The 13,874-nt window shown below is 63.8% G+C and carries 12 protein-coding genes; 8 read left to right on the forward strand and 4 right to left on the reverse strand.

Annotated elements, in window-relative coordinates:
- Nucleotides 1-1,224, reverse strand: coding sequence for an MFS transporter (locus BLT98_RS06815; RefSeq protein WP_170846308.1), 1,224 nt, complete (start codon nt 1,222-1,224; stop codon nt 1-3).
- 98 nt (nt 1,225-1,322) lie between these two features.
- On the opposite strand from BLT98_RS06815, the gene BLT98_RS06820 reads away from it, so the two are divergent.
- Both BLT98_RS06820 and BLT98_RS06825 read left to right on the forward strand, forming a co-directional pair.
- Nucleotides 1,323-2,231 carry a LysR family transcriptional regulator gene (locus tag BLT98_RS06820; protein WP_092606095.1) on the forward strand — a complete coding sequence of 303 codons (909 nt, stop codon included), beginning with the start codon at nt 1,323-1,325 and terminating at the stop codon, nt 2,229-2,231.
- A gap of 73 nt (nt 2,232-2,304) precedes the next feature.
- Nucleotides 2,305-2,838 (forward strand): DUF4256 domain-containing protein, encoded by a 534-nt coding sequence (locus BLT98_RS06825; protein ID WP_092606096.1) that lies wholly within the window; start codon nt 2,305-2,307, stop codon nt 2,836-2,838.
- Nucleotides 2,839-2,849: 11 nt separating this feature from the next.
- Here BLT98_RS06825 and BLT98_RS06830 read toward each other — a convergent pair whose 3' ends face one another.
- Nucleotides 2,850-5,006: a putative bifunctional diguanylate cyclase/phosphodiesterase gene (locus BLT98_RS06830; RefSeq protein WP_070255576.1), complete on the reverse strand. Its 2,157-nt coding sequence runs from the start codon at nt 5,004-5,006 to the stop codon at nt 2,850-2,852.
- A gap of 154 nt (nt 5,007-5,160) precedes the next feature.
- Entirely contained in the window at nt 5,161-6,087 is a 927-nt protein-coding gene (locus BLT98_RS06835; protein WP_034749931.1) for a LysR family transcriptional regulator, read from the reverse strand.
- A gap of 167 nt (nt 6,088-6,254) precedes the next feature.
- Between BLT98_RS06835 and BLT98_RS06840 the strand changes: the two genes are divergently transcribed.
- The 6 genes from BLT98_RS06840 (at nt 6,255) to BLT98_RS06865 (ending at nt 13,089) form a co-directional block, all read left to right on the forward strand.
- Nucleotides 6,255-6,956 (forward strand): pirin family protein, encoded by a 702-nt coding sequence (locus tag BLT98_RS06840; protein WP_092606098.1) that lies wholly within the window; start codon nt 6,255-6,257, stop codon nt 6,954-6,956.
- A 28-nt stretch (nt 6,957-6,984) separates the two neighbouring features.
- Nucleotides 6,985-7,371 carry a DoxX family protein gene (locus tag BLT98_RS06845; protein WP_092606100.1) on the forward strand — a complete coding sequence of 129 codons (387 nt, stop codon included), beginning with the start codon at nt 6,985-6,987 and terminating at the stop codon, nt 7,369-7,371.
- 156 nt (nt 7,372-7,527) lie between these two features.
- Nucleotides 7,528-9,768, forward strand: coding sequence for a PhoX family protein (locus BLT98_RS06850; protein WP_034779476.1), 2,241 nt, complete (start codon nt 7,528-7,530; stop codon nt 9,766-9,768).
- A gap of 220 nt (nt 9,769-9,988) precedes the next feature.
- Nucleotides 9,989-10,642 (forward strand): GTP cyclohydrolase II, encoded by a 654-nt coding sequence (gene ribA, locus BLT98_RS06855; protein ID WP_092606102.1) that lies wholly within the window; start codon nt 9,989-9,991, stop codon nt 10,640-10,642.
- Nucleotides 10,643-10,711: 69 nt separating this feature from the next.
- Nucleotides 10,712-12,112, forward strand: a complete 1,401-nt coding sequence (locus tag BLT98_RS06860) for a S1 family peptidase (protein ID WP_092606104.1) — start codon at nt 10,712-10,714, stop codon at nt 12,110-12,112.
- Entirely contained in the window at nt 12,109-13,089 is a 981-nt protein-coding gene (locus BLT98_RS06865) for an FHA domain-containing protein (RefSeq protein ID WP_070255585.1), read from the forward strand. The genes BLT98_RS06860 and BLT98_RS06865 overlap by 4 nt, the downstream gene beginning before the upstream one ends.
- 93 nt (nt 13,090-13,182) lie before the next feature.
- Here the strand turns inward: BLT98_RS06865 and BLT98_RS06870 are convergent, their stop codons facing one another.
- Entirely contained in the window at nt 13,183-13,839 is a 657-nt protein-coding gene (locus tag BLT98_RS06870; protein WP_034779740.1) for a CCXG family PEP-CTERM protein, read from the reverse strand.
- Between the last annotated feature and the right edge of the window lie 35 nt (nt 13,840-13,874).

Raw genomic sequence — 13,874 nt, forward strand, 5'->3', positions numbered from 1 at the left:
TCAGTGCGCGGCAGCACCCGCCACATGGGCGGCCAGGTTCTTGCGCGCCAGCCACGCCAGCGGCAGCAAGGCGAGCAATGCGGCAGCCACGCCGGCCCACGGCGACGAGGCCATCAACTGGCGCGAGACCATCAGCGCCCCCAGCATGGAGCCGAAGGAAATGCCCAGGTTGAACGCGGAGATGTTCAGGCCCGAAGCGAAATCGACGGCTTGTGGCGTATAGCGCTCGGCCGTGGCCAGCATGCCGGCCTGCAGGGCGGGCGACAGGCCGAAGGCGAACACGCCCCAGACGAACAGCATCGCCGTCATCATCCAGGGCGAACTGATGCTCATAGCCACACCCGCTTGCGTGACGGCCAGCAATAGCAGCATCGCGCGCAAGGCCTTTTGCCAGCCCAGGTGGCTGGTCAGGTAGCCGCCCGCCAGGTTGCCGGCAAAGGTGGCGACACCGAACACGATCAGCAAGGCGCTGGCCATGGTGGCGGAGAAACCCGTCACATCCGTCAGGATGGGCGTAATGAACGTGAACGCGGCAAAGCTGCTGCCAAAGCCGAACGTCGTCACCGCCATCATGGTGAGGATGGGGCCGCTGCCGAGGGCCGCCAGCTGCGTCATGGCCTTGCCGCCCTTGCCCTGCTGTAAGCCGGCCGGCAGCCAGCGCGCCATTGCCGCCAGACCCAGCGCAGCCAGTATGGCGACGGCAAAAAAGGGCAAGCGCCAGCCCATCAAATTGCCGAGGAAGCTGCCGAACGGCACGCCGATCACCATGGCCAGGGTCAATCCCGCAAACATCACGGAAATCGCCCTGCCCGCCTGCGCCTTGTCCACCAGGCTGGCGGCCACGGTGGCGCCGATGGCAAAGTAGGTGCCGTGCGCCACGGCCGTGATGACCCTTCCCAGCAGCAACAGTTCAAACGTGTGCGAAAAGGCGGCCAGCAGGTTACCGGCAAGGAACACGCTCATCAATCCCAGCAATGCCGCCTTGCGCGGCAGGCGCGACATCAGCAGCACCAGCAGCGGCGTGCCGATGGCCAGCGCCAGCGCATACAGGCTGACCAGCGAGCCGGCCGATTCGATGGAAATGTGCAAATCCTTGGCAATGGTCGGCAGGATGCCGACGACGATGAATTCGGTGACGCCGATGGCAAAGGCGCCGACGGCCAGCGCCAGCACGCCGGGCGGCATCTTGCTGGCTGAAGGGGAAACAGGGCTTGCGGTGGTCATGGTATTTCTCCGGCAGAGTTCAAGCCAGCCAGTGTATCGATGAAAACGCTTTTGATATAGACTCCAATAATGGAAACACCTGTGAAATGGATTCAATAATGGCCAGGCAAGACATCAACCGCGCGTTCGAGATGGCCGTGTTTGTGGCCGTGGTGGAAACGGGCGCCTTTTCCGCCGCCGCGCGCCGCCTGGCCTTGACGCCGTCGGCCGTCAGCAAACTCGTCAATCGCCTGGAAGCGCGACTCGGCGCCCGTTTGCTCCAGCGCAGCACGCGCCAGCTGCACACGACGCCCGAGGGCGACGCCTTCTTCGTGCAGTGCAAGCGCATCCTCGACGATATCGATGGCGCCGAGCGCGAAGCGGCCCAGGGCGCGGCGCCGCGCGGGCGCCTGCGCATCAACTGCTTCGTGCCGTTCGGCGTGCGCCATCTGCTGCCCATCCTGCCCGAGTTCGCGCAGCGCTATCCCGACATCGTGCTTGACGTGGTGGTCAGCGATGCCATCGTCGACTTGCTGGAAGACCGCACGGACATCGCCATCCGCACGGGCAAGCTGAAGGAATCGAACCTGGTGGCGCGCAAGCTGGGTGAAGACGCGATGGTCGTGGTGGCCTCGCCTGCCTACGCGGCACGGCACGGCCTGCCGCGCACGCCGCAAGACTTATCCACGCACAATCTGCTGGCCTTCAATTTCCGCTGTCAGAACGAAACCTGGCCCTTTCTCGATGAGGCGGGCAACACCGTGCAGGTGGCGCCGCAGGGCAATACCTGCGTCAGCGATGGCGAAAGCATGCGCCAGCTGGTGCTGGCAGGCATGGGACTGGGACGCTTTTCGCGCCAGCACGTGCTGCGCGATATCGAGCAAGGCGATTTGATACCCGTGCTGCAGGACTACAATCCGGGCGACAAGGAACTCGTGCACGCCGTCTTCGTGGGGCCAGGCTTGCAAGTGCCGGCCAGGGTGCGCGTGATGCTTGATTATCTGCTGGAAAAAGTAAAACTGGGGTGAGCGCCGACAACAAGCAGCGCGTCCTATAATCGGCCCTATCGTTGATATCGTTGAAACTTCAGGGAGCCGCGTCATGCACGATGACTTGATCCACACCTTGCAAACCCGCTTCAGCCAGCACATGCACCGCCATCCGGACTTGACGTGGGACAGCGTGCTGGCGCGCTTGAATGCCGCTCCCGCCAGCCTGGCCGCCTTGCAGCAAATGGAAGACACGGGCGGCGAACCGGACGTCATCGGACATGCCGGCGACACGGGCGCCGTCACGTTTTGCGATTGTTCCGCAGAAAGCCCCATCGGCCGGCGCAGCCTGTGTTTCGATGCCGCGGCCCTGGCCGCGCGCAAGGCCAACAAGCCGGCCGGCAACGCGGTTGCCATGGCGCAAGCGATGGGTATCGCATTGCTGACGCAGGCGCAATACCGCCAGTTGCAGGAACTGGAACCGTTCGACCGCAAAACCTCGAGCTGGATCGCGACGCCCGACAGCATCCGGGCGCTGGGCGGCGCCCTGTTTTGCGACCGCCGCTATGAACAGGTCTTCGTCTACCACAATGGCGCCGAATCGTATTATGCGAGCCGGGGTTTCCGTGGACGACTCAAGGTCTGACAATCGCTGGCTCAGGCCAGCTCTTCCAGCCGCAACTGCCGGCCTTCATCGAACATCAGCTCGAACTCGGCCGCCGGCACGGCCGGGCTGAACAGATAGCCCTGCAACTGGTCGCAACCGAGTTCGCGCAGGAAGCGCATCTGTTCGGCCGTTTCCACCCCTTCGGCGACGATTTCCTGGCGTAACTGCTGCGCCATGGTGACGATGGCGCGGGCGATGGCGCAATCGTTTTCCTCGAAGGGCAAGCCGATGACGAAGGAGCGGTCGATTTTCAAGGTACTGATGGGGAATTTCTTCAGGTAGGCGAGGCTGGAATAGCCGGTGCCGAAGTCGTCCAGCGCCAGCGCCAGGCCCATGGCCACCAGCTGGTTCATGATGTCGATCACCTTGTCGGCGCCGCGCATCAGCAGGCTTTCCGTGATTTCCAGCATGATCTGGTCGGGCCGCACGCCGTAGCGTTCCAGCACGGCCGCTATGCGCGCGGGCAATTGTTCATCGAACTGGCGCGCCGACAGGTTGACGGCGATGGCCGGCATGTGCAGGCCCCGGTCTTCCCAGCTGCGGATCTGGCGGCACGCCTCGTCCAGCACCCAGGTGCCCAGCTCCAGGATCAAACTGGTTTCCTCGGCGACGGGGATGAAGACGCCGGGCGAGACCATGCCGCGCATCGGATGCTTCCAGCGCAGCAAGGCTTCCGCGCCGACGATGCGCCCGCTGGCCAGGCTCACTTTCGGCTGGTAATGCAATTCCAGTTCCTTGTCGCCCAAGGCCAAACGCATTTCGCTTTCCAGTCGCAAATGTTCCTTGGCCCTGCGGTTCATGTCTTCGCGGTAAAACAGGAAGGTCGATTCGATGGTCTGGCTTGCCTTGGACACGGCCACGTCGGCAAAGCGGAACAGGGCCGGCGCTTCCAGGCCGTCTTCCGGATACACGGTGATGCCGATGCTGGCGCCCACGTGCAGGGCGTGCGTATCGATATTGATCGGCGCTTCGAGCAAATTGAGCAGCTTTTGCGCCACATTCGCCGCGTGTTCGCGCTTTTCGATATGCAGCAGGGCCACGACGAACTTGCTGTTGTCGACCCGCGCCAGGATGTCCGCGTCGCGCAGGGCGCCACGGAACAGCTGGCCGATGGCGATCACCAGCTGGTCGCCCACTTCATGGCCCAGCGTGTCGCTGATGGAACCGATGCGGCTGATGTCGATGACCATCAGCGCGCCATGCGTGCCCTGCCGTTTCGCTTCGGCCAGGCCCTGGTCGACCAATTGGTTCAGCAGGCAGCGGTTGGGCAAGCCCGTCAGGCTGTCGTAGTTGGCCATACGCTGCATGCGCGCTTCGGCATCCTTGTGCACCGAGATATCGGAAAACAGGGAAAACACGTGGCTGATCTCGCCAAATTCATCGCGCACGACGCTGATGGTGACGTCTTGCGGGAACAGTTCGCCATTCTTGCGCTTGCCGATGATTTCGCCGCGCCAGGAGCCGTGTCCCCGCATGGCGGCGCGCACCTTGGCGCGGAAATCGGGGTCGTGCACGCCAGAACGCAGCAAGTCCGGAGTACGGCCGATGGCTTCTGCCGGCGAATAGCCGGTGATGCGGCTGAAGGAACTGTTGATCGAGACGATGCGCTCTTCCGCATCCGTGATCAGCACGGCTTGCTCGCTGTCTTCGATGATGCGCGCGTGCAACCTGACCTTGTCCACGTCGGACAGCGGCTCGCTCATGGCCGACAGGCGCACGGCCATGCCGCACGCCTTGCCGGCCTGGTCGTGGATCACATGGCGGTGCATGCGCAACCACGTCACCATGCCCGACTTCTTGCGCCGGCGCACATCGGTGGCCACGTCGCCCTGGGTGAAATGCAACTCCAGCACGCTCGCTTCCGCGTCGTCTTCCGGATACAAAAACAGGATGTGCTGGCCCAGCGCTTCCAGTTCGGAATAGCCGAACATCTGTTCGGCCCCATGATTCCAGCCGATCAAAAAGCCATCGGGGTCGATTTCCAGCAAGGCGTCGGCCGGCGCCACGCGCACCACGGGCCGGCTGGCGCCGCGCAGCCGCTCCAGTTCTTCCTCCAGCCGCGCCATGGTGGCAGCCTGCTGCGGCCCCGCCTGTTCACGGGCATCCTGGGCCAGGCGCAGGCACAGCGCAACCTTCGCCTCAAGCATGGCAACCCCACTCTAGAGCCAGGTCAGGGGAACATATCAGGGGCGCTGCGGTGTGTGTAATCATCAAAATCCCACTATGGGGCGTGGAGGTCGGGCGGGAAATACTGTGAATATGGTAACTTAAAAGTGTTGGCGTATGTCAACATTTTAAGGCCTACGCCGAATGGCCCGGCAGATGCTGCGCCAAGCGGGCAAACACATCTGGTTCGCGCATGCGCGCCATCCACCAGCGCAGCGCAGCGCCATCCTCGCCCACTCGCCAGGCCAGGTAAAACGTTTCCGACGGTTTCGGTTCTTCCACGGCCTTTTCCACCAGCAAGCCGCGCGCGATGGCGGCGCGGGCGCACGGCCCCGGCAGGAAGCCAAAACCCAGCCCCAGCACCTGATAGTCGAACTTGACCTGCATGTTCGGCACGCTCAAGGCATCTTGCCCCAGCAGCAGCCCCACCGTGCGCGGCGCCATCTGGCGCGCCGAATCGGCCACCACCACGGCCCGGTGCTGCTGCAGGTGGCCGCGCGACAAGGGTTCCCGCACCTGGGCCAGCGGGTGCGTGGGCGCCACGGTAAAGACGAAGTCGAGCATGCCGATCGGCTGCGCGATATAGCCGCCGCCGGCCGGCCCGTCGCCGGGCGCGCCCACCAGCAAGTCGGCGCGCCGGTCCAGCAGCGCTTCCCACGTACCCGACAGGGTGTCCTGCGACAGGCGCAGCCGCGTCTGCTGCGCCACGTCATAGAAGGCGCGCACGTCGTCGGCCAGGGCCACGGCGGAAAACATGGAGTCGATGCCGATGGACAATTCCGTTTCCCAGCCGGATGCCACCCTGCGCACGCGGTGCTCAAGGTCCTGCGCCGCCTTCAACAGATAACGGCCCTCCTTCAGCAATTCCTGGCCGGCCGCCGTCAGCATGACTTTCGGGCCATTGCGCTGGAACACTTGCACGCCCAGGTCGTCTTCCAGCTTGGCCACGGTATAGGAAATGGTGGACGGGACTTTATGCAACTCCTTGCCGGCCGACGAGAACGATCCGCGGCGGTCGATGGCGTCAACGATTTGCAGGGCTTCCAGGCTCAGTCTTAACATTCGATTTTTTCGATCATAGGTCGCAAGATTTTCCGTTTTTCTTTCTCTGCAGAGGGGCCTATACTTTGTTCATCGTACAGCGAGGGGCAGAAAAGACGCCACGGCACAGCGCCAGGCAACGGTCCTTCGAAATTATCGCACATTAACTTATAGAAACGGAGTCCACCATGTTACAGATTCGTCATAGCGAAGAACGCGGCGCCGCCAACCACGGCTGGCTCAATTCCCACCACAGCTTTTCCTTCGGCAGCTACCATGATCCGCTGCACATGGGCTTTGGCCCCTTGCTGGTGATCAATGAAGACCGGGTCACGCCAGGCCAGGGTTTCGGCACGCACGGCCACCGCGACATGGAAATCATTTCGTATGTGCTCGACGGCGCGCTGGAACACAAGGACAGCATGGGCACGGGCTCCGTCCTGCACTACGGCGATGTGCAGCGCATGAGCGCCGGCAGCGGCGTGCGCCACAGCGAGTTCAACCACTCGGCAACGGATGGCTTGCACTTCCTGCAGATCTGGATCCAGCCGAACGTGACGGGCATTCCGCCCAGCTATGAAGAGAAACACTTCACGCCGGAAAGCAAACGGGGCAAGCTGCGCCTGATCGCCTCGAGCGACGGCCGCCAGGGTTCCGTGCTGATCCACCAGAATGCGGCCATCTACGCCAGCATCCTGCAGGAAGGCGAACAGGCCGAACATGCGCTCGACGAAGGCCGCCTCGCCTATGTGCACCTGATCCGCGGCAGCCTGGTGGTCAACGGCACGCCATTGAAAGCGGGCGATGCGCTGAAACTGACGCAGGAAGCCAGCATCATCATCACGCAGCCGGAAGACGCGGAATTCCTCGTCTTCGACTTACCCAAATAATTGATCAATATAGAAAAAGAGAAAAATCGTGGAAAACAAAACCAACATCTTGCTGCCCCTCGGCCGTGCCGCCCTTGGCGTGCTGTTCTTTGTCTCGGGCTTGCTGAAAATCGGCGGCTTTGCGGGCGTGGCCGGCTACATGGCCAGCCAGGGCTTGCCGATCGCCAATATTTTGCTGGTGGGCGTGATCGTGCTGGAAGTGGGCGGCGGCCTGCTGCTGATCACGGGCTGGCAGGCGCGCTGGGCGGCGCTGGCCCTGGCGCTGTTCCTGATCCCCACCACGCTGATCTTCCACGCCTTCTGGAGCGCCGACGCGGCCCACTTCCAGGACCAGTTGACGAATTTCCTGAAGAACCTGTCCATCTTTGGCGGCATGCTGTTGCTGGTGGAGCGCGGTTTTCGCCAGGCCAAATAAGGCCAAGGCTGCCTGACCGGACGGGCCCGTCATGGACGCGGCCCGCCGGGCCGGCAGCCTGTCACCGTTTTGTCATCAAGCTGACATGGCGCTGTCACATTCGACAACTATCATGCGGTTGCCTTTAAATCACGCAACCACAGGACATCGCAGCCCATGAACAAGCCCAACGATCTGGCCATCAGCGCCACCGATCTGAACGACATTGACAGCAACGCGTCCCACGACAACCACTTCAACAGCATCCTGAACGCCCGCCTGAGCCGCCGCAACTGGCTGCGCGGCAGTGCCGTCACGGCCGCTACCGCCGTCATGGGTTCGATGGGCCTGTCCGCTTGCGGCGGCAGCGATGCGGTCGCCATCACGCCGACGCCAACGCCGACGCCCGAAAAACTGCTGGCCTTCACGGCCGTGCCGAAAAGCCTGGCCGACGTCGTGTCGGTGCCGGCCGGCTACACGGCCACCGCCCTGTATGCGCTGGGCGACTCGCTGCGCGCGGCGACGCCTGCCTACAAGAACGACGGCAGCGATACCGATTTCGACAACCGCGCCGGCGACCACCACGACGGCATGGAATACTACGGCCTCTCCGCCGCTGGCGCGCCGCTGGCGTCCGGCGCGGAACGAGGCTTGCTGGCCATGAACCACGAAGCGACCACGGACGAAAAACTGTCCTCGCACTTCCTGCACGTCAATGGCGGCACCACCACGCTGCCGCGTCCCGCCGCCGAAGTCGACAAGGAAGTGGCCGTCCACGGCCTGAGCGTGGTGGAAGTGAGGAAGACGGGCAGCGCCTGGGCCACCGTCAACGATTCCGCTTTCAACCGCCGCGTCACGCCGCTGACGGACATCGAGATTGCCGGCCCCGTACGCGGCAACGCCCTCGTGGTGACCAAGTATTCGCCGACCGGCACCAAGACGCGCGGCACCATCAACAACTGCGGCACGGGCAAGTCGCCATGGGGCAGCTACCTTTCCGGCGAAGAAAACTGGGCCGGCTATTTCACCCGCTCGGCCACCGACAACGCGGCGCGCGGCGACAAGTCCGTCGCTTCGCTGAACCGCTATGGCCGCAGCCAGGGCGGCGCCTCGCGCCACGGCTGGGAAACGGGCGGCAGCGACGACAAGTACGCGCGCTGGAACCTGAGCAAGATCGGCGCATCAAGCAACGGCAGCGACGACTACCGCAATGAATTGAACGGCATGGGCTACATCGTCGAAATGGACCCGTACGACAAGACCAAGGCTATCCGCAAGCGCACGGCCCTGGGCCGCTACGCGCATGAAAGCGCCGCCTTCAGCGTGCCGGCCGTGGGCCAGCAGCTGGCCGTCTACATGGGCGACGATTCGCGCAACGAATACATCTACAAGTTCGTCACGACCGCCGTCTGGGCCGCCGCGGACGCAAACCCGGCCGACCGCATGGCCACCGGCGACAAATACCTCGATTCGGGCAAGCTGTACGTGGCCAAGCTGGCCGCCGACGGCACGGGCCAGTGGATCGAGCTGGCCATGTCGAACGCGCTGATCCAGGCGTACAGCGCCTACAAGTTCGCCGACCTGGCCGACGTGCTGGTCAATGCCCGCCTGGCGGCCGACGCCGTGGGCGCGACGAAGATGGACCGTCCGGAATGGTGCTCGGTCAATCCTGCGAATGGCGAGATCTATTACACGCTGACCAACAACTCGAACCGCACCGTCAATCCGAGCGGCTCGTCGCAGCTGGCGCCGGACAGCGCCAACCCGCGCGCCTACACGGACATGAAGGGCAGCAGCGCGCAGAACGGCAATCCGAACGGCCACATCATCCGCTTCAAGGAAGGCACGGGCGCGGCCGCGGCCACCAGCTTTACCTGGGATGTCTACCTGTTTGGCGCCGAAAGCGGCGCTGACGCCAGCAAGATCAACCTGTCGAACCTGACGGCCGATCAGGATTTCTCGAGCCCGGACGGCCTGGCCTTCAGCCCGTACACGGGCATCTGCTGGATCCAGACCGACGATGGCGCCTACACGGATGTGACCAACTGCATGATGCTGGCGGCCATTCCCGGCAAGGTCGGCGATGGCGCCAAGTCCACCCTGAACTACGCGACGGCGGCCGGCGGCAACCTGGCGGTCGACACCTTCATCGGCAAGAAACCCACTGCCGACACGCTCAAGCGCTTCCTGGTGGGACCGGTCGGTTCGGAAATCACGGGCATCAGCGAAACGCCCGATGGCAAGACCATGTTCATCAACATCCAGCACCCGGGCGAAAACACCTCGCTGGCGAATATCGGCGATCCGTCCAAATACACGAGCCAGTGGCCGGCCAACGCCGGCTATGGCGCCGGCAAGCGTCCCCGCTCGGCCACCATCGTGATCACCAAGAACGACGGCGGACGCATCGGCAGTTGATGTCCCGTGCCTGGCGGCGGCATCCGCCAGGCAAAGCCAGCAGTTCACCTTGTAAAAGGAGGAAGTGTCCCTAAGTAAGGCTTATCACCAGACATTGCAACGACCGAATGGCAGCCAGGGAAAACGTTTCCCTGCTTTTTGGTATGATGGCAAGGCGCGCCGGCACCGGAGTGGTGTCGCGCGCCTTTTATTTTTGATAATTACTTATATGAGCACAACCATGCAAAGCGGCGCAGACATCCTGGCGACAGGCGAATTGGATTACACGACTTCCTGCGCACTGCCGACGCCGTGGGCCCAGTTCACCCTGCACGCCTTTGTCGAGCACGCCACGGGCAAGGAACACCTGGCCATGGTGCTGGGCGATATCGGCAACGGCGAACCGGTGCTGGCGCGCGTGCATTCCGAGTGCCTGACGGGCGACGTGCTGTTTTCCCAGCGCTGCGACTGCGGCGCCCAGCTCGAAGGCGCCCTGAAACGCATCGCCGAGGACGGCCGCGGCATCTTGCTGTACCTGCGCCAGGAAGGGCGCGGCATCGGCCTGATCAACAAGATCCGCGCCTACCGCCTGCAAGAGGCGGGCGCCGACACGGTGCAGGCGAATGAACAGCTGGGCTTCAAGGCCGATGCGCGCAACTACACCTTGTGCAAACCCATGTTTGCGCAGTTCGGCATCCACAGCCTGCGCCTGATGACGAACAACCCGCGCAAGATCGCCGCCATGGAAGCGCTGGGCATCACGGTGGCCGAACGGGTGCCGCTGCTGGTCAACCGCAACGCCTTCAACCAGCATTACCTGAATACCAAGCAAAGCAAGCTCGGTCACATGATGACGCCGGAAACGGCACCGGCGCTGGAAGACGGCGCCCTGTAGTGCCCCGGGCCGGTGCGTGCTCGATACCGCGCCGCGCCGGCCGCGCTCCTGCTCACGCACAAAGGATGCATGAAATTATCTAACCTCGCCTTCTTGCTGGCCAGCCTGAGCGCTGCCGCAGGCGCCCACGCGGCCCCAGCGCCTGTACCTGCCGCGCCAGCCGCGGCCCCCACCGCTTCGACTCCCCCCCTCAAGCCGCCGCCGGCCACCGCCGCGCCAGCCGCCACCGAACACGCAGCCCTGCCGCCGCCCTCCTCGGCCGCACAAAAGCTGTATACGGCCGCGCGCGCCGACATCCTGCAAGTGCGCGTGCTGCTGAAAAACGGCCGCACGCAGTCGTCCGTCGGCTCGGGCTTTTTGATCGGCACGGGCGACCTGGTGGTGAGCAACTATCACGTGGTATCCCAGTTCGCCCTCGACCCGGACACCTATGTGGGCGAATGGGTCGACACGAGCGGCCAGCGGGGCAATGTGGAATTGCTGGCCGTCGACGTGCTGCACGACCTGGCGGTATTGCGCGTGAACCGCCATGGCACGGGCTTCTTCAAGATGCCGGAAGGGCTGGCGCCGCTGACGCAAGGCCAGTACCTGTATTCGATGGGCAATCCGCTGGACCTGGGCTTCGCCATTTCGGAAGGTTCCTATAACGGCGTCGTCACGCGCAGCTTCTACGACCAGCTGATGTTTACGGGACCGATCAATTCCGGCATGAGCGGCGGCCCCAGCGTGACGGCAAATGGCGACGTGGCCGGCGTGAACGTGTCGAAACGCCTCGATGGCGAACTCGTCAGTTTTCTCGTGCCCGCCCGCTATGCCCAGCAATTGCTGGCCAAGGTGGCGCAGCAAGGCAAGCCGCCGAAGGACTTCAAGCCGCTGGTGACGGCGCAGCTGCTGGCGCACCAGGAAGTCATGCTGGCGCGCCTGCTCGACACGCCATTGAGCCTGAAAGCCATGGGCCCGTACCGCGTGCCCGTGCGCGAATCCAACCAGATGCGCTGCTGGGGCCGCTCCAACGTCAAGTCCGACAAGCCCTATATGCTCGACAACACCAGCTGCGCCATGGAATCGGCCATTTTCATCTCCGGCGCCCTGCAGACGGGGCAGGTGTCGATGCGCCACGAATTTTTGCGCAGCAGCGAACTGGGTCCACTGCGCTTTTCCGAGCTGGCCAGTGCCTCGTTCAAGAATGAAAGTTTCGGCAGCTACAAGAGCGCGCACCTGACGGGTCCCCATTGCACCGAACAGTTCGTCAAGAACAAGACCTTGCCCTTGCGCGCCGTCCTGTGCGTGCGCGCCTACCGCAAGTTTACGGGACTGTACGACTTTGCCCTGCTGGCCGCCAGCACCGATGAGCCATTGATGAGCCTGCAAAGCCGCATCGACGCGCGCGGCGTGTCGTACGCCAACGGCATGCGCGTCACGCGCACCTTCCTCGAAGCGCTGTCGCGGGAAAGCGCGCGCAAGCCATGAAAGCACCATACTTCATCGAAATCCTCGCCGAGAATGGCGAAGTGCGGCAGCGCCAGCGCATGGCATCCCTGCCGATCCGCATCGGCCGCGGCTACGACAACGACTTCATCCTCGATGATGCGCATACGGCCGCCGCGCACGCCATTGTCGAGGACGACGGCGCAGGCGGCCTGCTGCTGCGCGACCTGGGCAGCCAGAATGGCGTGATCCACCGGGGCCAGCGGCAACTGCAAGTGGCCATGACCGGCAACAGCATCGTGCGCCTGGGCCACACGCGCCTGCGCGTGCGCGCCAGCGACCATCCCGTGGCGCCCGAACTGGGCGACACCACCCGGCATGACTGGGAAGGCTTGCGCCCCGCCGTCGCCGGCCTGGCCATGATCGGCGCCTCGGCCGCCTTCAGCAACTGGCTCAGCGATGCGGACGCCTTCGACCCGATTTCCTACCTGATGATCATCGCCTACGCGCTGGCCGGCGGCCTCGTGTGGGCGTCGATCTGGGCCGTGGCAAACCGCCTGTTCGGCCATGTGGCGCGCTTCGGCCGCCACCTGTTCATCATCGGCTGCGGCTTGCTGGCCATGGAGGCGTGGGAACTGGGCAGCAACATGGCGGCGTATGCGCTGTCGCTGGAAGTGCTGACGCGCTACGGACGGCACATGTTCATCGTCATCGTCTGCGCCATGATCTACTACCATTTGTGCACGATCAAGCCGCAGCACCCGCGCCGCTTCGGCCTCGTTGCCGTCGTGCTGGCCATCCTTGGCTCGACCCTGATCCTGCTGAGCAATTTGCAGAGCAGCGGCCGCCTGGCCGACGAACCGTACATGTCCGTGATCTACCCGCCGGCCTTGCGCCTGAGCCCGGATCACACGACGGACGCCTTCTTCCGCGATGCGGCCAGCCTGCAGCGCGCCGTCGATGCCGAGCGCGGCAAGGCGGCCAAGGGTGCCGACGAGGACGAAGACAGCGGCGATTAAGCCGCCGTCATGCAAAAAGCCCGCCGTGTCCTGACAGACCGGCGGGCTTTTTTATCGCGCGCCATCAGGCGCGGCAAGGTCGGCGATACAAACTTAGAACTTGGATTCCTGCTTGCGGCGTGCCGTAAAGCCCAGCAAGCCCAGGCCGATCAGCAGCATGGCGTAGGTGGTTGGCTCTGGGACAGCCGAGATCAAGCCATCATTGGCGCCGAAGCTGACGAAATTGTTGTTGCCCGCCTTGAACTGCGCTTGCTGGCCGCCATCGCAGCAGCCTTCCAGGCCGTAGATGCTCAGGGTATGGTTGCCGGCCGCCAGGGTGCTCGAACCGCTGAGGAACTGGCTGCCATTGTTGTAGTTGCCTGCCCACCACATGTCATTGCTCTTGAAATCCAGCGCCACGCCGTCGAGGAACAGGGCGCCGCCCTTGCCGAAATCGACGCCGCTGCGGAAGCTCCAGGTGCCCGCATCGGCCGCGCCGACGCCAAAGTTGATGACGGATTTGAAGGCGATGTTCGAGCCGCTGCCAAACAGGCCGCTGTTGTTGACGTTGTCATAGCTGGCAATCGTCGTCGAGCCATAACCGGCGCCAGGCGTGGCCACGGCGGCATTCACAACGGACTGGTAGTCGGCGGCGGAGCTTTGCGCGCCGGCGCCCGAATAGCCGGTGGACAGGGTGATGGTGCTGGCGTTCGCGTGGGCAAACACACCGACAGCGATCAGGGACAAAGCGATTTTAGGCAAGTTTTTCATGATGGTATCCAGTAAGTAAGTATTCAGTGGGCGCA

It is taken from the genome of Janthinobacterium sp. YR213 (assembly GCF_900099875.1).
In the GTDB taxonomy this organism is placed as follows: Bacteria; Pseudomonadota; Gammaproteobacteria; order Burkholderiales; family Burkholderiaceae_D; genus Janthinobacterium; species Janthinobacterium lividum.